The sequence below is a fragment of the Alkalibacillus almallahensis genome (assembly GCF_011761495.1).
Taxonomy (GTDB): Bacteria; Bacillota; Bacilli; order Bacillales; family Alkalibacillaceae; genus Alkalibacillus; species Alkalibacillus almallahensis.
On record NZ_JAASRU010000012.1, the window covers coordinates 31,385 to 55,736 of the forward strand.

General features: G+C 37.9%; 40 protein-coding genes. 25 read left to right on the forward strand and 15 right to left on the reverse strand.

Features of this window, described 5'->3' with window-relative positions; all coding sequences use genetic code 11:
• Window positions 1-9: 9 nt before the first annotated feature.
• Complete coding sequence (locus tag FHR85_RS10810; protein ID WP_167263107.1) at window positions 10-909, forward strand: BsuPI-related putative proteinase inhibitor; 900 nt, start codon at window positions 10-12, stop codon at window positions 907-909.
• Window positions 910-951: 42 nt separating this feature from the next.
• Here the strand turns inward: FHR85_RS10810 and FHR85_RS10815 are convergent, their stop codons facing one another.
• Window positions 952-1,215: a NifU N-terminal domain-containing protein gene (locus FHR85_RS10815; protein ID WP_167263109.1), complete on the reverse strand. Its 264-nt coding sequence runs from the start codon at window positions 1,213-1,215 to the stop codon at window positions 952-954.
• A gap of 98 nt (window positions 1,216-1,313) precedes the next feature.
• Here FHR85_RS10815 and FHR85_RS10820 point away from each other — a divergent pair, with 98 nt between their 5' ends.
• Entirely contained in the window at window positions 1,314-1,778 is a 465-nt protein-coding gene (locus FHR85_RS10820) for a hypothetical protein (RefSeq protein WP_167263111.1), read from the forward strand.
• On the opposite strand, the gene dat is transcribed toward FHR85_RS10820, so the two are convergent.
• From dat to FHR85_RS10880, 13 genes are all read right to left on the reverse strand, one after another.
• Complete coding sequence (dat, locus tag FHR85_RS10825) at window positions 1,775-2,632, reverse strand: D-amino-acid transaminase (protein ID WP_167263113.1); 858 nt, start codon at window positions 2,630-2,632, stop codon at window positions 1,775-1,777. The two genes, FHR85_RS10820 and dat, sit on opposite strands and share 4 nt — an antisense overlap.
• Before the next feature lie 201 nt (window positions 2,633-2,833).
• Window positions 2,834-3,631, reverse strand: coding sequence for a phosphonate ABC transporter, permease protein PhnE (gene phnE / locus FHR85_RS10830; protein WP_167263115.1), 798 nt, complete (start codon window positions 3,629-3,631; stop codon window positions 2,834-2,836).
• A complete protein-coding gene (phnE, locus tag FHR85_RS10835; RefSeq protein ID WP_167263117.1) occupies window positions 3,631-4,452 on the reverse strand; it encodes a phosphonate ABC transporter, permease protein PhnE in 822 nt (273 codons plus the stop codon). The genes phnE (FHR85_RS10830) and phnE (FHR85_RS10835) overlap by 1 nt, the downstream gene beginning before the upstream one ends.
• Complete coding sequence (phnC, locus tag FHR85_RS10840; RefSeq protein WP_167263119.1) at window positions 4,433-5,221, reverse strand: phosphonate ABC transporter ATP-binding protein; 789 nt, start codon at window positions 5,219-5,221, stop codon at window positions 4,433-4,435. The genes phnE (FHR85_RS10835) and phnC overlap by 20 nt, the downstream gene beginning before the upstream one ends.
• A gap of 104 nt (window positions 5,222-5,325) precedes the next feature.
• Window positions 5,326-6,222: a phosphate/phosphite/phosphonate ABC transporter substrate-binding protein gene (locus FHR85_RS10845; protein ID WP_167263121.1), complete on the reverse strand. Its 897-nt coding sequence runs from the start codon at window positions 6,220-6,222 to the stop codon at window positions 5,326-5,328.
• A gap of 252 nt (window positions 6,223-6,474) precedes the next feature.
• Window positions 6,475-6,675: a DUF3813 family protein gene (locus FHR85_RS10850; RefSeq protein ID WP_167263123.1), complete on the reverse strand. Its 201-nt coding sequence runs from the start codon at window positions 6,673-6,675 to the stop codon at window positions 6,475-6,477.
• Window positions 6,675-6,800 carry a hypothetical protein gene (locus FHR85_RS14515; RefSeq protein WP_279588360.1) on the reverse strand — a complete coding sequence of 42 codons (126 nt, stop codon included), beginning with the start codon at window positions 6,798-6,800 and terminating at the stop codon, window positions 6,675-6,677. Before FHR85_RS14515 ends, FHR85_RS10850 begins: the two co-directional genes overlap by 1 nt.
• 181 nt (window positions 6,801-6,981) lie before the next feature.
• Complete coding sequence (locus FHR85_RS10855) at window positions 6,982-7,815, reverse strand: Cof-type HAD-IIB family hydrolase (protein WP_167263126.1); 834 nt, start codon at window positions 7,813-7,815, stop codon at window positions 6,982-6,984.
• A 227-nt stretch (window positions 7,816-8,042) separates the two neighbouring features.
• Window positions 8,043-9,245, reverse strand: coding sequence for a tyrosine-type recombinase/integrase (locus tag FHR85_RS10860; protein ID WP_167263128.1), 1,203 nt, complete (start codon window positions 9,243-9,245; stop codon window positions 8,043-8,045).
• Window positions 9,246-9,258: 13 nt separating this feature from the next.
• Window positions 9,259-9,762 (reverse strand): ImmA/IrrE family metallo-endopeptidase, encoded by a 504-nt coding sequence (locus FHR85_RS10865; RefSeq protein ID WP_167263130.1) that lies wholly within the window; start codon window positions 9,760-9,762, stop codon window positions 9,259-9,261.
• Window positions 9,763-9,850: 88 nt separating this feature from the next.
• Complete coding sequence (locus tag FHR85_RS10870) at window positions 9,851-10,249, reverse strand: hypothetical protein (protein ID WP_167263132.1); 399 nt, start codon at window positions 10,247-10,249, stop codon at window positions 9,851-9,853.
• A 13-nt stretch (window positions 10,250-10,262) separates the two neighbouring features.
• Entirely contained in the window at window positions 10,263-10,859 is a 597-nt protein-coding gene (locus tag FHR85_RS10875; protein ID WP_167263134.1) for a hypothetical protein, read from the reverse strand.
• 69 nt (window positions 10,860-10,928) lie between these two features.
• A complete protein-coding gene (locus FHR85_RS10880) occupies window positions 10,929-11,321 on the reverse strand; it encodes a helix-turn-helix domain-containing protein (protein ID WP_341770962.1) in 393 nt (130 codons plus the stop codon).
• A 149-nt stretch (window positions 11,322-11,470) separates the two neighbouring features.
• On the opposite strand from FHR85_RS10880, the gene FHR85_RS10885 reads away from it, so the two are divergent.
• The 16 genes from FHR85_RS10885 (at window position 11,471) to FHR85_RS10960 (ending at window position 19,984) form a co-directional block, all read left to right on the forward strand.
• Complete coding sequence (locus FHR85_RS10885) at window positions 11,471-11,710, forward strand: helix-turn-helix transcriptional regulator (protein ID WP_167263139.1); 240 nt, start codon at window positions 11,471-11,473, stop codon at window positions 11,708-11,710.
• Window positions 11,711-11,935: a hypothetical protein gene (locus FHR85_RS10890; protein WP_167263141.1), complete on the forward strand. Its 225-nt coding sequence runs from the start codon at window positions 11,711-11,713 to the stop codon at window positions 11,933-11,935.
• Window positions 11,936-11,939: 4 nt separating this feature from the next.
• Window positions 11,940-12,251 carry a helix-turn-helix domain-containing protein gene (locus FHR85_RS10895; RefSeq protein WP_167263143.1) on the forward strand — a complete coding sequence of 104 codons (312 nt, stop codon included), beginning with the start codon at window positions 11,940-11,942 and terminating at the stop codon, window positions 12,249-12,251.
• Between the two features lie 53 nt (window positions 12,252-12,304).
• Window positions 12,305-12,829, forward strand: a complete 525-nt coding sequence (locus tag FHR85_RS10900) for a helix-turn-helix transcriptional regulator (protein WP_167263145.1) — start codon at window positions 12,305-12,307, stop codon at window positions 12,827-12,829.
• A 13-nt stretch (window positions 12,830-12,842) separates the two neighbouring features.
• Window positions 12,843-13,037, forward strand: a complete 195-nt coding sequence (locus FHR85_RS10905) for a hypothetical protein (RefSeq protein WP_167263147.1) — start codon at window positions 12,843-12,845, stop codon at window positions 13,035-13,037.
• Window positions 13,037-13,297 carry a hypothetical protein gene (locus FHR85_RS10910; protein ID WP_167263149.1) on the forward strand — a complete coding sequence of 87 codons (261 nt, stop codon included), beginning with the start codon at window positions 13,037-13,039 and terminating at the stop codon, window positions 13,295-13,297. Before FHR85_RS10905 ends, FHR85_RS10910 begins: the two co-directional genes overlap by 1 nt.
• Before the next feature lie 95 nt (window positions 13,298-13,392).
• The gene (locus FHR85_RS10915; protein ID WP_167263151.1) at window positions 13,393-15,375 is read left to right on the forward strand and encodes an AAA family ATPase; all 1,983 of its coding nucleotides are present in this window, start codon (window positions 13,393-13,395) and stop codon (window positions 15,373-15,375) included.
• Window positions 15,376-15,567, forward strand: coding sequence for a hypothetical protein (locus FHR85_RS10920; RefSeq protein ID WP_167263153.1), 192 nt, complete (start codon window positions 15,376-15,378; stop codon window positions 15,565-15,567).
• The gene (locus tag FHR85_RS10925) at window positions 15,560-16,477 is read left to right on the forward strand and encodes a recombinase RecT (protein WP_167263155.1); all 918 of its coding nucleotides are present in this window, start codon (window positions 15,560-15,562) and stop codon (window positions 16,475-16,477) included. The genes FHR85_RS10920 and FHR85_RS10925 overlap by 8 nt, the downstream gene beginning before the upstream one ends.
• Window position 16,478: 1 nt before the next feature.
• On the forward strand, window positions 16,479-17,180 hold the full coding sequence (locus FHR85_RS10930; protein ID WP_167263266.1) for an MBL fold metallo-hydrolase: 702 nt from the start codon (window positions 16,479-16,481) through the stop codon (window positions 17,178-17,180).
• A 16-nt stretch (window positions 17,181-17,196) separates the two neighbouring features.
• Window positions 17,197-17,919: a DnaD domain-containing protein gene (locus FHR85_RS10935; protein WP_167263157.1), complete on the forward strand. Its 723-nt coding sequence runs from the start codon at window positions 17,197-17,199 to the stop codon at window positions 17,917-17,919.
• Between the two features lie 15 nt (window positions 17,920-17,934).
• Window positions 17,935-18,732: an ATP-binding protein gene (locus tag FHR85_RS10940; RefSeq protein WP_167263159.1), complete on the forward strand. Its 798-nt coding sequence runs from the start codon at window positions 17,935-17,937 to the stop codon at window positions 18,730-18,732.
• Window positions 18,725-18,901, forward strand: coding sequence for a hypothetical protein (locus FHR85_RS10945; RefSeq protein ID WP_167263161.1), 177 nt, complete (start codon window positions 18,725-18,727; stop codon window positions 18,899-18,901). The genes FHR85_RS10940 and FHR85_RS10945 overlap by 8 nt, the downstream gene beginning before the upstream one ends.
• Entirely contained in the window at window positions 18,902-19,426 is a 525-nt protein-coding gene (locus tag FHR85_RS10950) for a RuvC family protein (RefSeq protein ID WP_167263163.1), read from the forward strand. It abuts the gene before it with no gap.
• Between the two features lie 150 nt (window positions 19,427-19,576).
• On the forward strand, window positions 19,577-19,801 hold the full coding sequence (locus tag FHR85_RS10955; RefSeq protein WP_167263165.1) for a hypothetical protein: 225 nt from the start codon (window positions 19,577-19,579) through the stop codon (window positions 19,799-19,801).
• Window positions 19,802-19,816: 15 nt separating this feature from the next.
• Window positions 19,817-19,984: a hypothetical protein gene (locus FHR85_RS10960; RefSeq protein ID WP_167263167.1), complete on the forward strand. Its 168-nt coding sequence runs from the start codon at window positions 19,817-19,819 to the stop codon at window positions 19,982-19,984.
• A 41-nt stretch (window positions 19,985-20,025) separates the two neighbouring features.
• Here FHR85_RS10960 and FHR85_RS10965 read toward each other — a convergent pair whose 3' ends face one another.
• A complete protein-coding gene (locus FHR85_RS10965; protein ID WP_167263169.1) occupies window positions 20,026-20,190 on the reverse strand; it encodes a hypothetical protein in 165 nt (54 codons plus the stop codon).
• Window positions 20,191-20,284: 94 nt separating this feature from the next.
• On the opposite strand from FHR85_RS10965, the gene ssb reads away from it, so the two are divergent.
• The 7 genes from ssb to FHR85_RS11000 all read left to right on the forward strand — a co-directional run bounded on the left by ssb (window position 20,285) and on the right by FHR85_RS11000 (window position 24,346).
• Window positions 20,285-20,740 (forward strand): single-stranded DNA-binding protein, encoded by a 456-nt coding sequence (ssb, locus tag FHR85_RS10970; RefSeq protein WP_167263171.1) that lies wholly within the window; start codon window positions 20,285-20,287, stop codon window positions 20,738-20,740.
• Between the two features lie 146 nt (window positions 20,741-20,886).
• A complete protein-coding gene (locus tag FHR85_RS10975) occupies window positions 20,887-21,057 on the forward strand; it encodes an XtrA/YqaO family protein (RefSeq protein WP_208379668.1) in 171 nt (56 codons plus the stop codon).
• Complete coding sequence (locus FHR85_RS10980) at window positions 21,054-21,851, forward strand: DUF5677 domain-containing protein (protein WP_167263175.1); 798 nt, start codon at window positions 21,054-21,056, stop codon at window positions 21,849-21,851. Before FHR85_RS10975 ends, FHR85_RS10980 begins: the two co-directional genes overlap by 4 nt.
• A gap of 96 nt (window positions 21,852-21,947) precedes the next feature.
• Window positions 21,948-22,115, forward strand: a complete 168-nt coding sequence (locus FHR85_RS10985) for a hypothetical protein (protein ID WP_167263176.1) — start codon at window positions 21,948-21,950, stop codon at window positions 22,113-22,115.
• On the forward strand, window positions 22,108-22,518 hold the full coding sequence (locus FHR85_RS10990; protein ID WP_167263178.1) for a helix-turn-helix transcriptional regulator: 411 nt from the start codon (window positions 22,108-22,110) through the stop codon (window positions 22,516-22,518). Before FHR85_RS10985 ends, FHR85_RS10990 begins: the two co-directional genes overlap by 8 nt.
• A gap of 198 nt (window positions 22,519-22,716) precedes the next feature.
• Window positions 22,717-23,976 carry a hypothetical protein gene (locus FHR85_RS10995; protein ID WP_167263180.1) on the forward strand — a complete coding sequence of 420 codons (1,260 nt, stop codon included), beginning with the start codon at window positions 22,717-22,719 and terminating at the stop codon, window positions 23,974-23,976.
• A gap of 55 nt (window positions 23,977-24,031) precedes the next feature.
• Entirely contained in the window at window positions 24,032-24,346 is a 315-nt protein-coding gene (locus FHR85_RS11000; RefSeq protein ID WP_167263183.1) for a hypothetical protein, read from the forward strand.
• Window positions 24,347-24,352 lie beyond the last annotated feature (6 nt).

A 24,352-nucleotide genomic window follows, 5' to 3' on the forward strand; every position in this document is an offset into this window, starting at 1 on the left:
GTGACAACAATGAGACGATGGCTGTTTGTATTATTGATCATTAGTTTCGCTGTTGGACTGGTAGCTTGTAATGGAGAAGCTGCTGGTGACAGCGAGGAATCAGAGAACGAAGGAAACGAATCAAACAATGAAACGGGTGATTTAGTGGATTCATTTTCTTTTGATGGAGAGTCACAAGTGGAAGACGAGCGAGTCGTATTCAATATGACATTAACGTATGAAGGAGATGAACCTGTAGAATTAACATTTCCTTCTGGTCAGAAGTTCGACGTTAATGTCACACAAGCTGATACTGAAAAAAGCGCGTATCGCTACTCAGCTGATAGATCATTCACACAAGCTATTCAAACAGAGAACCTAGAATCAGGTGATACACTGGAGTATAAGGATACATGGGAAATTAGTGAATCGTCTAATACTGTAGAATCTGGAAAATATCAAGCAGAATTATGGCTAACAGCAAACCAATTAAATGGTGAAGAATTGAGTGAACGCGCGTTTTCAAAAACGGTAGAGTTTGAATTAACCAATGGAACTGAAGACGCTGATGATCATCAGCCAGGTGAAGATGGTGATGGAGAAAAAGGTAATGACGAAGAGGCATCAGGGGCGTCATCTGATTTTATTCATAATTTAGAAATTGAAGGATCAGACGGCTCTTATACAATTTCGGGCGAAGTGAATTCGACGACTCAAAAATTGAATTATTATGTAGAAGATGGACATTATGTTTACAAAGATGAATCTTTATCTCTAGATGATGAGAGTGGTTGGCAGTCGTTTGAATTTAATGTTGAAATCGAAGAAGATATGCCAGATTACGGTACACTGACACTATATTTATTTGAAGAGAATGAATCAGGATCACCAAAGCGGGAACATGTAGCTACCTTAGAAACGTTTGAATGAAGATCTAAAAAATTGGCTTAGTTTTAACTAAGCCAATTGTTTTTAGTATCCGTAACTTTCGATTAATTGCTCTACTTTAGGTGAAAGCTCGTCCCAGTCAGCGTCGAACTGTTTATTAACGGTAATAAAATTATAATATCCGAATACATTGTCGACACCATCCATGCTCATTAAATCGTTCATGATGTCAAAATCACTTGATTCACCTTGCATGACAGAGATGCTATCATCACCTTCAAAAATCACATTATCAACAGTGAATTTCATTGCATTTGGGTTTGGTGTTGGTTCAGCAATTACAGCCATAGTTAATCCCTCCCTGAATATCTCATCTTTATATTAGCACGAATTGAAAGTTAGAAAAAGTCATAGCCCAAAACAGAATCGAAAGTGAGGTAAAATTATTGCGTTATTTATATATTGCATTATTAGTCGGGATCATTTCATCGACGGCGATGAGCTTGTACTTATATATCATTGAAACCTTTACTGGTAAGCAATTGTATACTTTATTATTAAATATTGATTTTATTTATACACCAAGTGAAACAGTTCCTGAAAATTTTTATTTAGCATTTGAATATGCCTTGCATGTTATTGTAGCAACGGTCATTGTCACGTTTTATTTATACTTAATTACAAAAAAAGAATCTTTTTGGAATAAACGGATGGAAATTGCCGCAATTTTATCGTTTATGGCGTTTTTAACGTACTTTCCATTAACGATTTTAGCAGTCACTGAGACACCAGGTGTATTTGATATTATGGCCATTTTTGATTGGTTTATTGCTCATGTCATATTTTTCTTTATGATGTATTACATAAGTGAATGGCTATTAGTTCGAAATCACTCAAAACAAGACCATTAAACGTGATCAGGTAATTTGGTAATAGATAAATGATCAAAGTAATGTTCTAATAAATTGTTGGTAATTGAACCTGGTTCTCCGTTACTGATGATTTGATCATCAATGGAGACAACAGGTTTAATTTCAGCTGATGTTGATGAGACAAATACTTCATCAGCATTTTTTAATGCCTCGAGTCCGAAAACGTCGATTCGATAAGGAATGTTCAGTCGTTCAGCTAAATATAACAAATGACGGCGTGTAATACCGTTTAAAATGTAATGATCAGCTGGGTGTGTGATAAGTTCACCATTCTTAACGATAAATACATTCGTTGAAGAACCTTCTGTCACATGTGATTCATCTCGGTAGAAAATGGCTTCACTCGCTCCCGCATCAATTGCTTTTTGCTTCGTCATGACATTCCCAAGTAGGTTCAAACTCTTAATATCGCAGCGGAGCCAACGGAAATCTTCTGCTGTGATCGTATGAATGCCATGAGTTTGATCATGTGCTGGGCGTTTTAAGTTAAGGGGATAAGCGGTTAGTGTCGGTTGTTGGTGTTCTGGATATGGGTGATTACGTGGGGCGAAACCACGTGTTACTTGTAAATAAACACCACCATCTTGTACTTGATTCTGTTCCATTAAATCATTTAGACGGGCTTTAAGCTTTTCTTCTTGGACGTTATAGTCAATTTCAGCTTCATTCAAGCTATATTTTAAGCGTTCTAGGTGGTCATCTAATAAAAACCATTTCCCGTCATAATAGCGAATCACTTCATAAACACCGTCTCCAAATTGGTAACCACGGTCTTCAATATCGATTACAGCATCATTTCGGTTAATTAAAGTCTCATTCATTAGTACAAGCATTTGGTCATCTCCTTAAATATCTAAGCTGGTTTATGTATATCCTAGAGTAAAATAAAGGGGATGTAAATATGGCAGACGGCTTAGATTTGAAAGAAGAACAGAATTGCGGATAAGAGCGAATTTATTTCTATGACATCATACATGAAAAGTTATTGGAATAAAAAAACGTCACAAGGAAAACCTTGTAACGTTTCGTGAAAATTAAACGATGCGTTTTCGAATATACGTACTACCATAATCAATAAGTGTAACGACCACGATAATGACAAGTAAAATCATCCCCATATCGCTCCAATTACGGTTACTGTAAGCAAAGAATATCATGGTTCCAATACCACCAGCCCCGACATAACCGAGAATGGTGGAGGCACGGACGTCGATTTCGAAGCGATAAATAGCATAAGATAAAAATTCTGGAATCACTTGTGGGATAATTCCGTGAAACATAATTTGAATTTTGTTAGCCCCGTTTGCTTGCATGGCTTCTACGACGTTCATATCAATTGATTCGAGAACTTCGGCGTATAGTTTTCCAAGCATACCTGTAGACCCAATTGCAATCGCTAAAATACCAGCGAATGGGTTTGGACCAACCACAACCACGAACATAATAGCTAAAATAATCTCTGGAAACGCACGAACAGCACTTAAAACCCATTTGCCTATAGTTGATAAAATACGACTGTTTGTCATATTAATGGCTGATAAAAAGCCGAGAGGAACAGCTAAAATAGCAGCCGCCAATGATCCAACGTAAGCAATAAAGACTGTTTCTACCATTTTCTCAATTACTTCACCAGCCCGCGCCCAGTTTGGGGAAAATAATTGAGGTACAACAACGTTATAGTTAGATGCGAATCGGTTGAACGCCTCTTTCCATTCGATATCAATAGACATAAATGTCCATATATACATGGCTAATATGACTGTTGCAATTGAAATACGCTTAACTTTTTTCTGAGTGGGTACGTGTTTTTTTGGAGGTTGTTCATATGTCATTAGATAATCGCCTCCCTGATCTTCGTGCTAATATATTCGATTATAACGACCACAACAAAAATAACTAAGATAATTGTCATAACAGCCCCGTAATTATTGAAGCTAAATTGACTCATTAATAGTTGACCTATACCACCTGCGCCAACTAAACCAATTACGACTGAGGCTCGAATATTAATTTCAAATACATATAACGCAAAAGATGTAAATTGTGGTGCCACTTGGGGCATAACACCATATGCAATAGACTGTATCGTGTTTGCACCAGAAGCACGCATCGCTTCGATCGGTTGCATATCAATGGCTTCAACAGTTTCACTAATTAATTTGGCTAAAATACCAAGTGAGAATATAAACAAAGCTACAATACCACCGATTGGACCTGTTCCAAAAATACCGACGAAAATAACTGCTAAAACAACGTCAGGTATTGTACGTAAAATATTCATTATTAAACGAGTTGCATTGTAAACGAACCAGTTATGAGTAATATTATTTGCTGCTAATAAACTTACTGGAATGACAATAATTGTTGAGAATGTTGATGCAATAATCGCCATATGAATGGTTTCAATAAGACGATCGAATGCTGGTGCCAATACGTCCATATTGATTGGGAATAATTTGTCGATAATTTGTCCCATGTTCGTGAACCCCATAATGAGGTCACCGAAATCTACACCCGTAGTACGTGAACTGTACCATAAGAAAAACAAAATAATAAAGAAGACGAGAGATAGCTTTGCTTTAGCCCGCCAAGGTGATAAAAGAGGGGCGTAACGGTCATCATTTAGACTAGGTTTATTGATGTTGTTCGCCATCTTCTGCACCTCCGCGTAAATCATCTTCACGGATTGAACGACCATATATTTCTTCAAATGTTGCTTCAGACACCTCGGAAACAGGTCCATCAAATACAACTTCACCTGATCTCATGCCAATAATACGATCGGCATACTCCATCGCCATATCAATGAAGTGTAGGTTTACAATGGTTGTAATATTATCTTCTTTATTAATTCTACGTAAGTATTTCATCACTTGATGTGAAGTGGGTGGGTCTAGAGAAGCGACTGGCTCGTCTGCTAATATATAATTAGGTTTCTGTGTTAAGACACGCGCTATACTAACCCGTTGTTGCTGACCACCCGATAATTGATCGGCACGACTATAAATTTTTTCATCGATATTGACGCGTTTAAGACTTTCGTAAGCGAGTGCTTTGTCCTCTTTACTGAAAAAGTTGAACACAGATCGAACCGTCCCGGTATGGCCGAGTCTTCCAGCTAAGACGTTACGAAAGACGCTATTACGTTTAACTAAGTTATAACTTTGAAAAATCATGCCGACTTTCGTTCGCAAGTCGCGTAAACCTTTACTTTTATAGTTTAAAATATTGTCACCACCAACTTTTAACTCACCTGCTGTTGGTGTAACAAGACGATTAATACTTCTTATGAAAGTTGATTTGCCTGCGCCGGATAAGCCGACAATCACGACAAATTCACCATCCTCAATTGTTACATTGACGTCTTTAAGTCCCTGATGTCCATTAGGATAGACGAGGGATACATCATTGAATTCGATCATGTCTTTTCACCTCATGTCAACCAAAAGTATGTATAAATAGATTGAAATTGTTAAATAGTAACGTAAAAGGGAGGTAGACCCTCCCTTTTCGTTACAAGGTATTATTATTCAAGGCTGATACTATCTTGGAAACGTTCGTACGTATCTTCAACAACTTTATAATCTTCGTGCTCAGCTTCGACGATCGCATCCCATGTATAGACGTCATTCATGACTTGAAGCATTTCTTCATCTTCATTAAATGATAAGAACGCTTCACGAATGTCACTGACAAGTTCATCATCTAGTTCAGAGATGACGGATACTGTATCGTTGGGGATTTCTTCCGTGTAGCCAAGTACGCGTGTTTTGTCTTTAATATCAGGATAGTCTTCTTCTAAATTATCGCGGACATCATCAAAAGTTGTTGCGACATCAGCTCCGCCTTGATAAACTTCTAAAGCGGCTGTATCATGCGCACCAACAGCGTTTGCATCGCTAAAGAATTCACTTGTTAATTCTGCTTGGGATTCTAAGTCGTATTTGTCCATAAGTTGAGAAGCAGGGAATAAGAAGCCTGATGTAGAGGCGGCATCACCATAAACCCATGATTTGCCTTTTAAATCATCGAGTGATTCAATATCTGAATCTTCTTGTACGAGGTATTGTGCTTTGTAGGTTTCCGATCCGTGTCTTACGGATTTCAAAATAACTTCAACATCATAATCTTGATGGGCCATCACATAGCCGAATGCTGGGATTAAGCCGATATGTACTTGGCCAGAACCCATCCCTTCAATTACTCCGTTATAACTAGTCATCGTGCGAGGTTCCACTTCTTTGTCCAAAATGTTACCTAATTCTTCTGCTAGCGGTTCAACTGTGTCGGCAATGGTTTCAGAATCTTGTGATGGAACGAAGCCCATAACCAGTGTGTCAGGGTTACCTTCATCTCCGCCACTTCCACATGCCGCTAAAAATGCTACTACTGCTAAAGCCATCAATCCAAGTAACTTTTTCAAAATAATGCCCCCTTAATGTATTAATATTGAAATCAACTTAATTATAAATAATTTGTGACATTAGTACAACACAATTTTAAGATTTTGATACAATTTTACGAAATCTTTACAAAGAGTATGACATGAGTCGAGAATTGTTAAAGTTTCGGTGGGTAGAGTTGCCCAAATCATGATAATAATGAACCTCATTCTTATCAGATTTTATTCCATAAAAAATACCGAAAGCGTGTTAATCACGCTTTCGGTAAGGGATTACTGTTGATATTGATTTAATTCTTGTTCGAGTTGTTTTAATTCTTGTTCTTCTTCTGGTGAACATTGTTCATAAGCTGATTGAATACATTGTTGAACGGCTTGAATATCTTGGTCACTAGCTTCGAATGATTGATGTTGCTTTCGTTTGTTTGTTAAGTTTTCCATCGCATGACGAGCTTGGTTCATTAAATTTGCCATTAAAATCCTCCTCGGTTAAACGTATTTTGTTCTTTACGTTTTCGATCTTGGTCGGAAAAAGCACGTCGACCTTTTTTCGCCTGTGGATTGACTTTGCGACCCGGATGTGGCTTTTTTTCGCGCATGGAAGAAACCTCCTCAGTTAATTGACGGTTGGCCAAGTCGTCGTAGTTGAACACCTGATTAAGTGCTCATTTATAGTGTGGAGGGATAAGGCTTGTTTATGTTGATATAAAGTTGGAAAATGAGGGAGAGGTGGACAAAATAAAAATTGACCACCCTAAAGTAAGGATAGTCAATTGAGAATTATTTAGATAAGACTGTCTGTGGTAAACCTAAATACATTTCTAAAAAGCGGGCAACACCGTCATCGTGATTGGTATGTGTAATTTCATTAGCCATTGATTTCAGTTCATCAATTCCATTATCCATTGCCACGCCAATTCCTGCATAATCGATCATTTCAAAATCATTGTCCTCGTCACCGAACGCAATGATTCGTTCTTGAGGAATATCATATTCTTTGGCGATTTTTTGCACACCTATGGCTTTATGCAAGTCTGAACGAATAACTTCAATGACATGGAATGGCGCGCCCCATTTGCGATGGTCAACGATTGAAGCGTGACGCTCAGTCAACGTATTACGAATTGCATCGATACGATCGTCGTATGGATGAATTAGAACTGATGAAGGATCAGAAGCTAAGTTATGTTTCATATTACCAAAAATAGCAGGTGATTCCGTACCAGCCTGGAAGAATTTCGTGATGTCATGGTCGTTTTTAAATTCAATATACACTTGATCCAAAATTTCCGCTAAAATATTTTGCACTCCAACGTCGTAACAAGTATCGACAATATCGTAAGCGACATCTTTAGGTAAAGGCGAATGCAGATGATCCCAATTTGGTTGTTGTGGATGGTGGACAAGTGCACCGTTCATATTAACAATAGGTGTATCTAAGCCAAGTTGTTGATAAAATTGGCGGCTAACACGATAAGGTCGCCCAGTCGCAATAGCAACAATATGCCCAGCTTTTCGTGCAGCTTCAATTGTCTTCATTGTTCTACCTGAAATGATTTTATCATTATTTAACAATGTCCCATCTAAATCTATACATATTAGATGTTGTTTCATTTTCTCACCTCGTTATTCCGCGTTTGCTTCATTTCTAATTCAATTATAATACCACATTTTGCATCGATTGTCACTTCGTCAATAGTCATTGGTATTTGTATGAAAACGAATTTTAATTTATTATATTTATAAGATGAAAGAACATACTAAAACCCCTTGTAATCAACATTTTCAAGGGGTTTGATTTGTTTAAAAAGCCAAAATATCACGTAAATATCACATAATGATTAGGAATTGATTTTTTGCAGCGTTTTTTGATACAACGATTTGACTTTAGCAGACGATTCTTTTTTCATTTTATTCGTAACATGCGTGTAGACTTTCAATGTTGTGTCTGGACTATCATGACCAACACGTTCCATAATATTAGGGAGCTCGTCACCTTCTTGCGTTAACATGCTTATGTGAGTATGTCGGAAAATGTGAGGTGTTGCACGTTTTTGAATTGATGTCATGCCTATAATGCGTCGCATGCGATGCCATAAATGATTAGGCGAAAATGGATAACCATTTGTGCGGCAAAAGACAAAGTCATCATCGAGATAATCATCAAATTCCGTTCGGTATTTTAGCTTTTGCTTTTTGTTTTCATTGATCACATTGGCCAACATATCCATAAGATCTTGTTCAACTTCTATAACACGTACTGACCCTTTCGTTTTAGGTGGTGTCAGTTCAAATTCACGCATATTATTGTTAGGGCTAAAAATCGTTTTGGATATATCAATTAAATTCCTTTCAAAATCTAAGTCCGATCGTTTTAAAGCACACATTTCTCCTGGTCGCATACCGGTGAAAGCCAAAAGAAAAAAGCACTCACGATCTAAAGGGCGACCATGTTTTGAAACAACATCTAGAAATTCGTTTAATTCATGTGATTCCAAATACTTTTGATCAATGTTGTCACTCTTTATTTCATCAACGGTTTTTTGCTTTTTAGGCAACTCAATATCATCACCAGGATTATCCTTTATCAATCGAGCTTTTCGAGCATACTTAAAAATCATGTTAGCACATGCATGAATACTTCTTAATGAACTTTCTGCGTATATTTGATGCAATTCATACAAAACCTTTTGATATAAACGAAAGTCGATTTTTTCGATTTTAGCTTGTCCAAACTTACTATTTAATACATCAATCTCATGTCGACGTAAGCGAATAGAGGTTTCTTTATTACCCGATTGTTGATAAACCGCAAACCATTCGCTAGCCACTTCTTGAAAGGTTATGTTCTTAGCTCTTTGAACATCAATGTCATTCATCTTGATTGTATTTAGAGCCTTTTCAATTTTTTGTTTCACTTCACGCTTCGTCTGGCCACGTCGTCTGATTTGCTGACGTTTGCCAGTAGCTGGGTTCGGTGGCCCTTCCGCATAGCCTTCCCAACGAACATTACCTGATGGCAACGTCACTTTTTCATATCTCATTGTACACACCTCCTCATCGGTAGCTTAAACCATTTTCGGCAGTCAAAAGGGTAGACTTTTGGTTACGATAGATCTGATTAAGCCGATCATAAACTAATGATTGCCTGATGCAGAAGGTTTCGGCTAATATACCGATAATATACGGGTCGCTAAAATCGAAATGTTGAAGCATGTGATACGGTAATGCTGCGTACATCGCAAAAGCTTGAGCGTCTTGTTCTTGTAATTCTCGGAATGCTCTAGGCATTAAGGACTGATGGCCTGCATGTCGTAAAATGTGGCATAGTTCATGAAAAAATTGTTCGCGCTGAATTGACTTGGGTTCTCTCGAATCGACGATAATCCCACGATATCGAACAATGACATCAAAACGAGGGGGCATAGGTTTACGGTTCGTGTGGATATAAAAAATGCGACCGATGCGGTCGATGTCTAAGTCTTGAGGTCTCATGATCTTGTGGCGTAAATAAATGTTTGTGACAAAGTCTTCAAGTGCAGTCGTTTGATAATTGATCATATTTTCACTCTCCCTTATCGACATTATACGAACAAATGTTCTGTTTTTCAACATAAAAAAGACACCTCTTTACAAGGTGTCTCAAAATTTAATCGCTAATATGAAGTTCTTCTGTCTCATCCAAACCAGTAATAGGTAGCCCTTCACTTCTATACGCTATTTTAGAATCAAGTAATAAAGCTCCAAATTCATCATTCTCCACATCTTCATGAATTCGTATGTAGGCAGCGTATAAGTTTAGGCCATCAAATGTATCAGTGTCTCTAACCTCTTCTGATAAATGTTCTGCAAGATTTTCTAATTGTTCAGGATCGTCGCTGTCTGTTACTGCTCGCACACGTAATACATTTTCTCGTTCGTCATCTTCCTCAACAATTTCATATTCAGGTATGTTCTTACTGTCCTCAGTAACACCAACAATGACAATGAAAGCTAATAATACAACAAAAATTCCTGCAATAACTTTGAAAGTTTTGCTTCTAAACATTATATATTCTCCTTCACGTATTCAGCTTTTTTTCTAACCTTTTCCTTCTTCCCTCAAAACCACCTTTTGTTCCATCTTTCAGTTGTAGTGATAATGCTATGTCGCAGATTTCTATAGCTTCTTGATATCTTTCTTGGTTCTCGAATATTATAGATAATCTTTTGAAAGACGGTATACTTGGAGGAACGAATTCATTGGTATGTTCCAGTATCTCGTAATGTTCATATTTCATTTCTTCCAATACATCCGGTGCTAACCTAATACTCTCTTTACACAATTCAATACAATCATCCAATGCATCATCATCGCTGTACCTTAAACCGTAATAGTAATCTATCATCATGTTTAAAAGAAAATGTTTGCGAATTATAGTATTTTTACATAATTCATAAGCTTTGGCTAGATGGTCTTTTGCGATACGTTCATTTACGTACATATTCTCTTGCGCAATTCGCTCATGTTCTAGATATTTTTCATGCCAATCAGGTCTCTTGTTATACTCAGAAAATTTTCTGGTTTTTCTAAGACTATCATCTAGGTGGCTATCCTTATTTTCTTGTGTCTTGTTTGATTCTTGAATCAGATTCTTTATAAATTTAAATAACCCCATTTTGCTCCCTCCCTGTTTATGAAAAATAAACACACTAGCTATAGTGTGTTTTGGTTAACTAATAAAACATTATTCCTCATTCTTCTTCTGAGACTGCTCATATATAAATTGAAAATATGATTCCAGTTGTTTCATTTCTTCTGGACCCATCTGCTTCCACTTCTCGATATCGAAGAAACCCGAATCCTCAATGCCATATTTCTCTAGCAAACGATTGTGTTCTGCTATGGGATCGAAGTCATTACCCTGTTCTTTATCAGTTTTCCCTAAAAGGTAATCGACAGTGACATCTAAAACACTGGACAATTTCTCTAACGTCGAAAAATCGGGTTCTCTGACACCACTCTCATATTTAGCGATAGTTGAATAAGATACACCGACTTTGTTAGCTAAAATTTCTCTAGACATTTTTTCTTTTTCTCTTAATTTTTTTAGTCTGTGACTAAAGTTATTCATTTTCATGCCTCCATTAAGGCTGATTTTACACTATTTGTCCAACTCCTAAAATATTTTTGGACAAAATGGGTAGAAAAGTGTTGACTTTGGACGTTGTGTCCATTATAGTATTAATTAACAGGACAAAACGTCCAAATGTTAGGGGGGGTGTGAACATGCGCGTCAACTTAAGGAACACACGAATCAAGCAAGGTTACAAGGATGTTGACAAGTTAGCTAATGCTATTGGAATATCAGCATCTTATTACTACAAGATAGAGCAAGGTAAAAGAACACCAGGGATTGATTTAGCGAAAAAAATTGCCGATGTATTAGATCAAACAGTCGATGATCTTTTTTTAAATCAAAACTTGGACGAAATGTCCAGAAAACAAAAAGAACAGGAGGTGTGTTAAATGGACCACGATGTAGATCATGCAATCTTTTTCAACAAAGTCAAGAAAGCTAGAGACTCTTTAAATGGATTAACTAAAGAAGAAAGAAAGTTAGCCATTAGTTTTCTGCAGCAGACTTTAGATCTTGAAGAAAGCGATTGTTCAGCCACTGTTGAGTTTAAACCTAGTGGCGAAAAGATAGCCCAAAATGTTGAAAAAATTCATTCACAAATTTCAAGGAGGTGAAATCATGCTCTCGATCGACACCAACGAATTAGAACAATCCATTGAACAGATCATCGAATCATCAGTCAACAAAGCAATTGAAAAACACGCATTGAAAGAACAATTACCACCGATTTTAACACGAAAAGAGTTTATGGAACTGGTTGGGATTAGCAATACCAAATGTAACGAACTGTTTCATCGTGAGGATTTCCCAGTTATTCGAGATTTTGGTCATCCAAGAGTGCCAACAAAAGAGCTTATGGAATGGATATCTTTCAACACAGAGTGGAGCCGAAAACATTTTACCAATCAAGACTTCAAATCCGTGATCTAGTTTCATCTTATCAATCAATCAAATCAAAAAAGGTATAAGGGAGAGGAAAATTTATGGCACAAGGTAGAGGAAGATCTGCTAAACGCTTGAGGGAAGCACGTAAAGAAAAAGGACAAACACAGCTACAACTATCGCTAGATACTTACCAATCAAGAGAGTCGGTAACTAAGCAGGAAAACGAAGAGTTCAGAGTGCAACCGCATTTAGCGAAATATTTCACTGAAGAATACAACGATCCACGCGTAGCTATCGAGGCGGCTCATGAGTACACCGGTTGGGGAACGCCTTGGCTAGACGGTGCAGCGTTTGATGATCATCGAGCATCAGTGTTGTTACAAACCAAACGAGAAGTTCAAGAAGCTCTAGACAAAATAGACGACGTTAACGTTGCTAAGAATCCAAATACCATAGCTGAATATGAGCGAAGCGAAATACGAGATTTGCTAGTTGAGTCAGCTGAGGCTATGACATTTATCAAGCAAGAAATAGCAATCATGTGTAAGGACTATCGATTTGACTGGATGGAGCTTTGGGATGAGGTTAACAACCGTCTTAAGTCACGCCAGTACATTAAATAAAGGAGGCATTCAAATGAGTTTAGGTGAGTTGTCGAAATGGGAGAAGCGATTAGAAGAGGCGTTGAAAAGTCCATTTAAGATTTATCGATTAGATAACATTTTGAGAGATATGAGAGACGCTTACGATTTGCAGAATCCAAAGAATCATCGTGAATTGAAATTCTATCGCAAGGTTGAACAACACTTACTAGATGCGGAGGTAGCCTAATGGAACGTGAACAACAATTAGAAGCAGAGATCAGAAAAGAAGAAAGCTGCATTGATTATTTATTTAGCCGACTAGATATCGAACTTGACCATCGGAATTACGATAACGCATTAGCACTTAATGAAGATCTAATCAAATCTATGCAGCGTGCTCGTAAGTTAAAACATGAATTTAACTACATGAAGCATCTACAAAGCGTAGCACAACAAATGCAAGCCGATGGCATCAACGCACAAATAATCTTTTGGCCAAAAAAATAACCGCTTGGCAGAGCGGTCATTAGAAAGACTGGATAAAAAACTTCTATCACGTCTATTATAACTTTTTGACGTGACGGGAGCAAGGAGGAAAAAGCATGGATATTAAACTATTGAATTTGAAGTTAGTTAACTTCAAAGGTGTTAAAGAATTCGAGCTCAACGCAGAAGGGCAAAACGTGAAAGTTTATGGTGATAACGCAACTGGTAAAACGACGATTGCAGATGGGTTCCAATGGTTACTATTTGATAAAGACAGCAGCAACAAGAAGGATTTTCAGATTAAGCAAGTTGATGAACATGGACAAGAATTACACAACTTAGATCACGAAGTTGAAGCAACCTTCTTAATTAACAATCAAGAGTTAACACTGAAGAAAGTTTACAAAGAGAAATGGACTAAAAAACGCGGTTCGGTTAACAAAGAGTTCTCAGGTCATACAACCGACTATTTTATTGATGGTGTTCCAAGCAAAAAGAAAGAATTTGCCGACAAGGTCGCTGAGATTATCGATGAAGACGTATTTAAGCTTTTAACGTCACCAAGTTACTTTAATGAACAACTTCACTGGAAAGATCGTCGTAACACTTTATTAGAAGTTGCTGGGGACGTATCGGATGAAGAGGTCTACTCATCCAACCATGACTTAGAAAAGCTTAAAGACATCTTAGACAATCGTTCAGTCGATGATCATAAGAAAGTGATTGCTTCCAAGCGTAAAGAGATCAACGAAGAATTAGAACGCATTCCCGTTCGGATTGATGAAATTAACCGCAATTTACCTGATGTAAACGGATTAACAAAAGAAGGTATTCAACAATCACTAGACAGCTACCAACAAGAGATTGATCAATACCAATCGAAAATCAATGATATTCTAAACGGCTCAGACATTAACAACTTGAAAAAGAAATTAAGTGACATTGATTTAGAAGTATCCAACCTTAAAAACGAATACGAGCAGCAAGGACAGGCTGAACTAAATAAGACGAAAATTTCGAAGCAAGAACAAGAGTCTAACAAGTCCATTATTCAATCCAAAATCGACACAGCAGAGCAACAAATTGAGCGTAAAAAGAAAGTCATCACTGATAACGAAGCTGAGATGGAACGTTTAAGAAACGATTATCACGAGGTTAGTCAGGAAGAATTCGAGCATGACGAGGAATGTGAATGCCCAACATGTGGTCAAGAGTTGCCTGAAGAACAAGTTGAAGCTTCTCGTCGAAAAGCTGAGGAAGAATTCAACAAACTCAAGTCTAGAAAGCTTGAGAAAATTCAAAGCGATGGCATAGCGCTAAAACAAAAAAATGACAATCTGAAAGTCGAAATTGAGAACCTTCAGGCTGAGATTAATAAGTACCAAGAGCAAATAAATGAGATTGATAAGCTCATCAAAAAGTGTGACGACAAGATTAGTGAACTTGAAAATCAAGTTGTAGATGCGACGGAAACGAAAGCGTATCAAGAGAAGATGAAAGAGCGCCAAGACATTGAAGCTAAGATTGCTGATTACCAATCATCTATAGAGCCATCAATCCAAGAGAATGAAACCAACATCCAAGACTTAAAAGAAAAACAAAAGGGGCTGCAAGCTGATCTAAGTAAATTAGAGCAAGCTGAAACAAGCCAAAAACGGATAGCTGAATTGGAACAACAAGAGAAGGATTTAGCAGCTGAATTTGAACAGCTTGAAGAAGAGTTGTATCTAGCAGAAGAGTTCATTCGAACGAAAGTGAACTTGCTGGAAGGTAAGATCAACGACAAATTCAAGTACGCACGCTTCAAGCTATTTAAAGAAAACATTAACGGCGGTTTAGAAGAGACGTGCGAAACACTTTATGAAGGTGTTCCGTATTCAAGCGGATTGAATAACGCAGCGCGAATCAATGTTGGATTAGACATTATCAATACGCTATCTGATCACTACGGCTTCAATGCCCCAATTTTTGTTGATAACGCAGAAGCCGTTACAGAGTTAATTGACACAAACGCTCAAACGATTAGCTTAGTCGTTTCTGAACAAGATAAAGCGTTACGAGTAGAACAACCTGAACAAAATCAAAAGGAGGCAGTTTAAATGGGTGAACATGTGATTGTCTTAGAAATTTCAAATGCAACAGAAGAGCAAATCCAAACGGGACTAGGAAAAGCTTTTGCAGACTTTTGTTCCGAAAATATAGGAACTGGAATTAAAGCCAATGTTCTAACAGAAAAAGCTGCCGAAGAAGTAACAAATATCATTCATGAGGAGGAATCTTACAATGAGTAACAATCAAAATCAACTGGCATTAGTTAAAAAGGACACGGTAGACGTTGTAGCAGATAAGGTTAAAACATTCCAAGAGCAGGGTGAGCTTCATTTCCCTGCTAACTACAGTCCAGAGAACGCTATGAAGAGCGCTTGGCTAAAAATGCAAGAAGTTAAAGACAAGAGTGGTAATCCTGTTTTAGAAACATGCTCACGCGACAGTGTCGCTAACGCATTGCTCAATATGGTCGTGCAAGGACTTAACCCATCTAAAAATCAAGGTTACTTTATTGCTTATGGAAAGACGCTGACATTCCAACGCTCATATTTCGGTACGATGGCGGTGACTAAGCGCGTAACAGGGGCTAAGAGCATTGACGCTAACGTGATTTATGACGGTGATAAAGTCGATTACGAAATGAAGAATGGTCGAGTGAAGAACCTAGAGCACAAACAAGAATTCGGCAACATCAACAAAGATAATATTATCGGTGCTTACTGCATGATTGATCTGGGCGATGGTGATGTTTATACAGAGCTCATGACGATGGACGAAATTCGTCAAGCTTGGAGCCAATCGCAAATGTGGGGCAAAGGTCAACAAAAAGAAAAAGAGGGTTCGACACACGATAACTTCAAGCAGGAAATGGCTAAGAAAACGGTTATCAATCGTGCTTGTAAGAAGTTCATCAATTCTAGTGATGACGGTAGCCTCGTGATCAATCACTTTAATCAAACGGATGAAGCGGTTGAAGAAGCGCAGCTTGAACAAGAACTAGAACAGAATGCCAATTCAGAGATTATCGATATTGAGTATAATGAAACGCCACAAAACGATCAACAAGAAGACCAGTCGGAAAATGAAGCTATTTACGATGCGGTTGATCAACAGGAAGAGCAAGCGACTGGAACAGACGGACCAGGGTTTTAACATGATTGATATTCAAGTAGTTGGTTCAAGTAGTAAAGGCAACGCCTATCTTATTACAGATGGGCGTACGCCGATACTTTTAGAATGTGGCGTTAAATTCAAGGATATACAGCGAGCCATAGGCTTTAAAACGAGCGATTTAGCAGGGTGCTTAATCACACATGAACACAACGATCACTGTGCAGCACTCAAAGATGTAACGAAAGCAGGCATTGATTGTTATATGAGTCCAGGAACAGCCGAAGCAATCAATCATAACCATCACAGAGTTAAAACAGTAACAAACAAACAGGCTTTTAAATTAGGCACATGGACCATTTTACCGTTTGATGTGCAGCATGATGTATCAGAACCATTAGGCTTTCTGTTGGCTAATCAAGACGGTGAGAAACTGTTATTTGCAACGGACACCTATTACATCAAATACAAGTTCAAGGGGCTTACACACGTCTTAGTTGAATGCAATTACAGCCTAGATATCCTAAACGACAATATAGCAACTGAAAGAGTACCTAAGTTGATGAAAAAGCGTCTACTACGATCGCATTTTAGTCTAGAGAACGTGAAGGGCTTTTTAAAAGCCAACGATCTATCAAAGGTTCAAACGATTTACTTGCTGCATCTCAGCGATAACAACAGTGATGAACAACGGTTTAAAGAAGAAGTACAAGCCTTAACTGGAAAGCCAGTTTATGTAGCGTAAAGAAGGTGAGTAATTAATGAATTATTTAAAGGAGATTAATGCATTTTATGATCAGCTCGAACTAAACCCACTTTCATCATCCGCAATTGCTTTATGGCACACATTGATGCACATAAACAATAAGGCAGGATGGAAAGAACAGTTTACGGTAGCTGCATCAGTATTATGTATGAAATCCGGTTTAAAAGAAGGAACCTTCAAAAAAGCACGTAATGAATTAAAGCAGAAAAACTACATTGATTTTATGTCTCGAAAAGGAAATCAATCGGCAATATATATTATCCATTCTAATTTGTCGTCAAATAATGACCGCAGTATTAGCCATAATAGTATCGGCAGTAGTGACCACAGTGATAGCCACAATGGTAGCGCATTAGTTAAACAGAAACGAAACGAAACTGAAACGAAACATAATGAGCTAGCTAGCGCGCGCGTATACCAACAAGCTCAAAAGTATTTTTTAAACATCAATGCCAAAGATCAAGATCTGCTAGATAGCTATATTGATGACTTAGGTGGCGAATTGGTACTCGAAGCTATGGATCGTGCTCATCAAAATGGCGCAAGACTTAAATACGCTGCAGGTATTATGAACGACTGGTATCGGAAGGGCATTACGGACATGGACGCAGTAAGGCGTGATGACGAAAAATTTGAGTCTTATAAACAACAACGTCAATCACAGCCTAAAACGGCTAACGGAATGCCTGACTATGATCCACAAATTGATGGATTTTAAGGGGGAGTGAAAGACGTGGAAAAGGTTAATCAGCATTTGAGTTCAATTGAACAAGCAGGCGAACGCGAATGCTCGAATTGTGGGAACATATATCCGGTTTACAAAACACCAAAAGGCATATTGGGAGCCTGCAAACCTTGCGAAGATCAAAAGTTAAAAGAGTCACTTGATTTACCCAAACAAGAAGATTTGCCAAGTATCAAAAAGCACCGCTTTATCAATAGGTTCATGAGCCACCCAGATCAATTAGAAGGCGCTACGATTAGGTCATATCAAGCGGATAGTGACTCACAAAAAGCTTTGCGTGAATGGGTGATTGACTTTATTAAAAACTTTGGTGCCAAAGAAGGCGATTCACTTGTTGTCAGTGGACAAGCAGGACTAGGTAAAAGCCATGTTGCCTATGCAACGGCAAAAGCGCTGCGTAGTCAATATTATAAAGTGCTCTATATCGAAACACCAAAACTATTAAACTACTTTCGTGAAGCTTATAACGATTGGACGAACTACACGCATGATGATTTGTATGCCATGCTCAAAGGTTTGGATTTGTTGATATTAGATGATATCGGCGCTGAATATATCAAAGACAGTCAACATGGAGCGGAGTCTTGGGCTTCTGAAATTTTATATAATGTGCTCGACGATCGACAAGGTAAAAGCAAAATCATTACAACGAACTATACAGAGCGCCAACTAGCACACAAATACGGATTTCATGGCGAGCGCATTACATCACGTATGTATGACGGTGCTAAAACGATACGGCTTGAAGGTCAAGACTTTAGACGAAAGGGTGATGATGATGTGTAACGGAAGTGGTATTAGCAATCAAGAAGTTATGCCAGGGGTTTACGAAGTAACGAAATGCTATTGCGAGCAATGCAAAGGGCTTCGATTACGAGAAGAACCAATCGAGCAAACATTCAAGAAGTGGGATGCATACATCGAACAAGAGCAACGAATGAAAGGGGCTGTTTAAATGCGATACATCGGTCTAGATCCAAGCACGAAAACAGGATTTGTGGTGATGGACGAGCAAGGCGAAGTGCTCGACATGAAAGAAATTAAGCCAAAATCAAAACAGGATCCAGAACGGTTTGGGGAATTAGCTGAATTGGTTGGCATGGAAATTGAGCAAGGTGACAAAGTGATTATCGAAGGCTTTTCTTACGGTTCGAAAGGCGCTGCGGTGTCAACGCAATACGGTATCGGTTGGCTCCTACGGTCAAAGCTCGTTGAGTTAAGCAACCTAGACGTGATTGATCGTTACGTGGAAGTTACGCCAAGTGGACTTAAGAAGTTTGCGACAGGCAAGGGCAACACAAAAAAAGAGGATATGATCTTGCCTATATTCAAGCGCTGGGGCTTTGAACATGACTCGGATAATGTTCGTGATGCGTTTGTGTTGGCGCAGATTGGGCGCTATTTGGACGGACATAAAGAACCGACATCATTTCAGCAAGATGTGTTAAGCAAGCTACAAGCAAATGAGGTAGCGTCATGAAAAAGCTATACGTTCGAGAAGAGAAATGGCGCAATGCTGAAGGGGAGCGATTGGTTGATGTTGAGACATTTTTCAGTCAGCCGAAGCGGTTTGATTATATCTTGTTTATTTAATGAACATGAGACTGATGATGCGAAGGAGGAACTTAAAATGACTAAGTATGAATGTATTAAGGGATTAGTTGTTCCAGAGTTAGAAGACTACGAAGGAATGGAGACAGGTAATGATTTTATAGTTAATGTTGGAACAATATGGCTACAAGAAGATAAAGATTCGCCTATGTTAACTCAAGAAAATGGTAACTGGTTAGACATTGATGAACAAACGCTAGATGAACACTTTATAGAAGTTCCTTTGTACAAAACAGAAGGCTGAGAAAGGGTGGTAGATATGGAATTAGATATTACTGAATTGCAGTATTTAAGAGGGTTAATTATGAATGACAAGATTGTTAATGACTATGAAAACAACCCTAACGTAGGGATTTCACAAGTAAAATCTATGCACACCTTTACAGATGATTTATTAGAGAAACTTGATGAAGAAGAGCCGTCTTAATGGCGTATACCGACCAGGTTGTGCGGTAGTAAAGAGCCACTCTAGGGCTCCTTACTATTAAAAGATGTCACATTAAGTTCCCGTAACTCCGTTGAAATATTTAAGAGTGTACCAAGGATTAAACCAAGAAATGCACCTAAAGGACCGTATAAGAAAAAGCCTAAGATACCACCGACCATTAGTAATAGAAATAGATAGTAAGTCATTTTATCCCTCCAAAGTTATTTTAGCACAGGGGTAGATGTTAAGAAATCAGTACATGGAACTTCGGATATAAAACGAATTAAAGGAGCTATAAGCATGTTAAATCGATCAGTACTAGTTGGACGTCTTACCAAAGATCCAGAATTAAGATATACCAATAATGGCGTGGCGGTCGCCAATTTTACGATAGCTGTAAATCGTCCATTTAAGAACCAAGATGGCGAACAAGAAGCGGATTTTATCAACTGCGTGATATGGCGCAAACCTGCTGAAAATCTAGCAAGCTATATGAGTAAAGGTAGCATGGTTGGTGTTGATGGACGTATTCAGACACGCAGCTACGACAATCAAGAAGGCAAGCGCATCTTCATAACAGAAGTGGTTGCAGAGAGCGTCCAGTTCCTTGAAACAAAGCAAAGTAATCAAAATCAGGGCAATAATAACCCTCAACAACCAAAACAAAGCACACAGAGCCAAAATGAAAGCTCTAAGCAGTCGTTGGAAGAAGCGGGCGAGCCAGTAGATTTACAAGATGATGATTTACCATTTTGAAGGAGTGATAGACATGAGGTTTAACTGGGCATGGTTGATGCTAGGTGCTTATACACTATCGATTATTGGACTAGCGTTAATAGTTTATTTGCTTTTTGTAATCGCAGTATAGGGGGCAGGTGAGAGTGAAAAAATTACCAATAGATATGGACAATCGTCAAATTTCTGTCAATATAGAAGGTGATGAGCCTTTCTGTATTGTATATTCAGACGGAAAGGCCAAAATCACAAAACTACCGACTCACGGTGAAACAAAAGTCATCACTCATCAGGGAAAAGTGAAGCGGGTGAAGTTTGACGAGGGGGAAGAGTTTTGAAGTTTTTAAATAAGTTATTGAGCGTAACTGAGAACACTTCATCATTAATAATTGAAGAATATTATGGAAATGAAGTAGGCGAATTCACAATAGAAGGTGCAGTCACTATTGGATTGTTTGAGGATATGAGAGATAAAATTGAATCGATTATTAAATTAATTGATTCAAAACACTATCCTGGCATTGAAAGCATTAGTAGAGGTGTCGTTGAAATTTATTTTTATATGCACGTTATATTATCAAAGGAACATTCGATTTATTGTAGATCATATTACGTTGATCAAAAACTAAAAGATGTCAAGTTCTTCAACAAACTCTTAGACAAATCTCCTAAAGGTAATAACTTGAGAAATTTATTAAACAAAAATATTAAGGATATTCAAGAGGATAAAAAGAAGTTTGGAGACCCTGCAGAAATTAAAAAAGATTTACTAGAAAATTACTCTGATGTATTTGAAAAAAGAAAAGAGAGGGACAATTGGTATAACTTAGATGGTAGATCTAACAATTTACATGACTTGTGCGTTAATAAACTTGATAAAGAAGCAGAGTATGAACTAATCTACAGGGTATTATCGAGTGAAATCCATGCACAAGGAGTTCTTACTAATTGGGAGTTTAAGAAAAACGAAGCTAAATTAAAAACAAGCTCCAATAACTATGATATGGTGATTAATACTATAGGTCTATTTTTCCTGGAAATAATTAGAAGGATTTATGATTTTTATGGATTTACAAAAGAATTAAAAGATATTAATACTAATCTAAGAATAAATTATAAGTTTTTACAATAGTTCCTACCAGCCAACTGGAGGACACTGATTAAGTAAGTTGCTACAAGCAGCTACTTGATTGGTGTCCTCTTTTTTATTCAAAAGGGGTGAAAGACAGTGCGAAAGATGAAATACACAATCAAGCATAAAGTGAGCAAGCATCGTAGAGAGAAGCGTTCGGGTGTGCTGAATCCAGTGAAGCCGAGTAAGTATTTTAAATATTTAGCGGGTGAGCTTGAAAACGGAAAGAATGAGAGTGAATCTAAGGGGGCTAACAATGAATGAAAATAACCACTATTACACAGTCGAAAAAGTCCTTTATATCATCAAAAATTATCATGCTAATCAGAAGTTGATTAATGAGGTTGTGCAGCAATCCTTTAAAAGTGTAGGTGTTAGCCAGTATGGAATTCAAGCAGTTATGCCAAAAGCGGATGACAATACTGGCACGGTTGAAAAGCAGGCCATTTTAACAGAAAAGGCTATCAAGCGTTACTCAAAGATTAGTACCGACTTAAAATATATTCAAGATCGTTGGTATCGCATTGAAGATGATACTGAAGCCATGATCCTTAGCTTAATATTGAGTGGTTACTCGATGCAGAAGGTAGCTGATATTTTGAACGTTGATCGAACAACCGTTACTAGAAAGCTAGAAAGAATCGCTTATAACCTAATTGAGATTTAGTTATCCACAAGATAGTGCACGAATGTCACGGTATTTGGTGCATGGGGGTCGACATCAGTTAAACTTGAGTTAAGCGATAGTTAAAAAACATATTCGCGACATAACATGCCTGGTTCTCGATGTGCTGATTTTCACTCTCCCTTAATGATGCACACTCGTTGGCTGGGCATTTGTTATATATGAATACGAGGTGACAATATGCCAAAGGCGAATCAGAGTACAACACCTTGGAATCAAGACACCATAGATCGATTATTCGAACTTAAACAATCTGGCGAAGGTTTCTCAGAGATAGCACAAACACTAAGCCAGGAATATAATAGACGGTTCACAGAAGTCTCTGTTAGACGTAAATATCAGCGTATGAATAAACATAGTCAGTCAGCTAGTAAGCCAACCAAGCAAGCGAGTCAGCAGACGAGCAAGCAGCAACAAGAACCTACTGACTATAAAGAGACTGTTGAGATTAATCAAGACGGCACCCAAACAAGTGACAAATTAGTCGAGCTATCCGAGATGGACATGAAGGACGAAGAAGCGGTCCTAAAAGCACATGGCTATGATCCAGTCGAATGGCAAATCAGCAAAGCGACTTCAAGTAAGTGGCATCATCACAATAAGCAGGACGGCACTAAAACATTGTATGCATCTAAAGTGGTTGTTAAGAAGCAGCGTGAGCAATTTGATTTTGATAAGTTAATTGATATTGTAACGCAAACACCGCAAGTCACTGTTAAGCCAAAGTACATAAACCATTATTCGCATTATCTCAACATTCCGCTATTCGACATGCACTTTGGCGTTTCAGATTATGAGCATTACAAATCAACGCAAGCTAAAATATTAAACTTACTTAATCGCCAGTACAAAGAAGTGTTGCTGTTGATTGGCAGTGACTTATTTCATCACAATGATCACCGGAACCGGACGGCAAGCACCAGAGAGATTGAACATGCTGACATGGTGGAAGCGTGGCAAGATGCAATCACATTCTATGACCCTATTATCAAAGAAGCTATTAAGCGATCAGGTAAGGTTACGGCCATGTACATCAAAGGCAATCATGATGAGTCGCTATCCTGGGGCTTTATCAAGTACCTAGAAGCAAAATATCCGCATCTAGAAGTTGATGCTGATTTTAGAGAGCGTAAGGTTCATATGCTCGGTAATAACTTTGTAGGCGCTAATCACGGCGATAAGAAAAAAGAGAAGGATTTAGCTGAGAATTTTGCAACGGAATTCGCTGAGCAATGGGCTAAAGCCAGTAACCGTGATGTATTTGTTGGTCACTTGCATTCAGAGTGGGTATTAGATAAAGGTGGCGTGATGATTAGGCGTTTACCGACACGTAACAAGATAGATCAGTGGCACGATGATCATGGATATACAACAGCTCATAAGCGATTCCAGGTTTATGAATATACTGAGAATGACTTAGAGACGATTTATTATGTTTAATGCAGGATTTCCCTCTTAATTGTCGAATATTGGTAATTAAGAGGGAGGTGATAAAGTGGACAGTCTAGAAAGAGAAGCGAAGAGAGAATGGTTAGATGAATTGAATTCTCAACTTGATGATGAAAAGAAAAAGCAAAAAGAAATGGAAAAACAGCGAGAAAAATTAATCGTTAAGCTAGATACGATTTATAGTCTTACTAGTGGAACTAATGATAAAAAAGCAGCAGAAGAATTTAAAAAGTTCCATAATGTTGAGAAAATCGAATCCGAAAAAGAACGTGCTATTAAAGACGTTGAAGATTCAGAGAGAAAAGAGAGAATTCGTTTTCTAGAGATTACTATCGAACAGCTAGAAAAGGAATTAAATTAAGCTAAG

Coding starts and splice junctions, on each gene's coding strand:
- FHR85_RS10810 (WP_167263107.1), top strand. CDS start 10: ATGAGACGATGGCTGTTTGTATTATTGATCATTAGTTTCGCTGTTGGA.
- FHR85_RS10815 (WP_167263109.1), bottom strand. CDS start 1,215: ATGGCTGTAATTGCTGAACCAACACCAAACCCAAATGCAATGAAATTC.
- dat (WP_167263113.1), bottom strand. CDS start 2,632: ATGCTTGTACTAATGAATGAGACTTTAATTAACCGAAATGATGCTGTA.
- phnE (WP_167263115.1), bottom strand. CDS start 3,631: ATGACATATGAACAACCTCCAAAAAAACACGTACCCACTCAGAAAAAA.
- phnE (WP_167263117.1), bottom strand. CDS start 4,452: ATGGCGAACAACATCAATAAACCTAGTCTAAATGATGACCGTTACGCC.
- phnC (WP_167263119.1), bottom strand. CDS start 5,221: ATGATCGAATTCAATGATGTATCCCTCGTCTATCCTAATGGACATCAG.
- FHR85_RS10850 (WP_167263123.1), bottom strand. CDS start 6,675: ATGGCAAATTTAATGAACCAAGCTCGTCATGCGATGGAAAACTTAACA.
- FHR85_RS14515 (WP_279588360.1), bottom strand. CDS start 6,800: ATGCGCGAAAAAAAGCCACATCCGGGTCGCAAAGTCAATCCACAGGCG.
- FHR85_RS10855 (WP_167263126.1), bottom strand. CDS start 7,815: ATGAAACAACATCTAATATGTATAGATTTAGATGGGACATTGTTAAAT.
- FHR85_RS10860 (WP_167263128.1), bottom strand. CDS start 9,245: ATGAGATATGAAAAAGTGACGTTGCCATCAGGTAATGTTCGTTGGGAA.
- FHR85_RS10865 (WP_167263130.1), bottom strand. CDS start 9,762: ATGATCAATTATCAAACGACTGCACTTGAAGACTTTGTCACAAACATT.
- FHR85_RS10870 (WP_167263132.1), bottom strand. CDS start 10,249: ATGTTTAGAAGCAAAACTTTCAAAGTTATTGCAGGAATTTTTGTTGTA.
- FHR85_RS10875 (WP_167263134.1), bottom strand. CDS start 10,859: ATGGGGTTATTTAAATTTATAAAGAATCTGATTCAAGAATCAAACAAG.
- FHR85_RS10880 (WP_341770962.1), bottom strand. CDS start 11,321: ATGAAAATGAATAACTTTAGTCACAGACTAAAAAAATTAAGAGAAAAA.
- FHR85_RS10885 (WP_167263139.1), top strand. CDS start 11,471: ATGCGCGTCAACTTAAGGAACACACGAATCAAGCAAGGTTACAAGGAT.
- FHR85_RS10890 (WP_167263141.1), top strand. CDS start 11,711: ATGGACCACGATGTAGATCATGCAATCTTTTTCAACAAAGTCAAGAAA.
- FHR85_RS10895 (WP_167263143.1), top strand. CDS start 11,940: ATGCTCTCGATCGACACCAACGAATTAGAACAATCCATTGAACAGATC.
- FHR85_RS10900 (WP_167263145.1), top strand. CDS start 12,305: ATGGCACAAGGTAGAGGAAGATCTGCTAAACGCTTGAGGGAAGCACGT.
- FHR85_RS10905 (WP_167263147.1), top strand. CDS start 12,843: ATGAGTTTAGGTGAGTTGTCGAAATGGGAGAAGCGATTAGAAGAGGCG.
- FHR85_RS10910 (WP_167263149.1), top strand. CDS start 13,037: ATGGAACGTGAACAACAATTAGAAGCAGAGATCAGAAAAGAAGAAAGC.
- FHR85_RS10915 (WP_167263151.1), top strand. CDS start 13,393: ATGGATATTAAACTATTGAATTTGAAGTTAGTTAACTTCAAAGGTGTT.
- FHR85_RS10920 (WP_167263153.1), top strand. CDS start 15,376: ATGGGTGAACATGTGATTGTCTTAGAAATTTCAAATGCAACAGAAGAG.
- FHR85_RS10925 (WP_167263155.1), top strand. CDS start 15,560: ATGAGTAACAATCAAAATCAACTGGCATTAGTTAAAAAGGACACGGTA.
- FHR85_RS10930 (WP_167263266.1), top strand. CDS start 16,479: ATGATTGATATTCAAGTAGTTGGTTCAAGTAGTAAAGGCAACGCCTAT.
- FHR85_RS10935 (WP_167263157.1), top strand. CDS start 17,197: ATGAATTATTTAAAGGAGATTAATGCATTTTATGATCAGCTCGAACTA.
- FHR85_RS10945 (WP_167263161.1), top strand. CDS start 18,725: ATGTGTAACGGAAGTGGTATTAGCAATCAAGAAGTTATGCCAGGGGTT.
- FHR85_RS10950 (WP_167263163.1), top strand. CDS start 18,902: ATGCGATACATCGGTCTAGATCCAAGCACGAAAACAGGATTTGTGGTG.
- FHR85_RS10955 (WP_167263165.1), top strand. CDS start 19,577: ATGACTAAGTATGAATGTATTAAGGGATTAGTTGTTCCAGAGTTAGAA.
- FHR85_RS10960 (WP_167263167.1), top strand. CDS start 19,817: ATGGAATTAGATATTACTGAATTGCAGTATTTAAGAGGGTTAATTATG.
- FHR85_RS10965 (WP_167263169.1), bottom strand. CDS start 20,190: ATGACTTACTATCTATTTCTATTACTAATGGTCGGTGGTATCTTAGGC.
- ssb (WP_167263171.1), top strand. CDS start 20,285: ATGTTAAATCGATCAGTACTAGTTGGACGTCTTACCAAAGATCCAGAA.
- FHR85_RS10975 (WP_208379668.1), top strand. CDS start 20,887: ATGGACAATCGTCAAATTTCTGTCAATATAGAAGGTGATGAGCCTTTC.
- FHR85_RS10990 (WP_167263178.1), top strand. CDS start 22,108: ATGAATGAAAATAACCACTATTACACAGTCGAAAAAGTCCTTTATATC.
- FHR85_RS10995 (WP_167263180.1), top strand. CDS start 22,717: ATGCCAAAGGCGAATCAGAGTACAACACCTTGGAATCAAGACACCATA.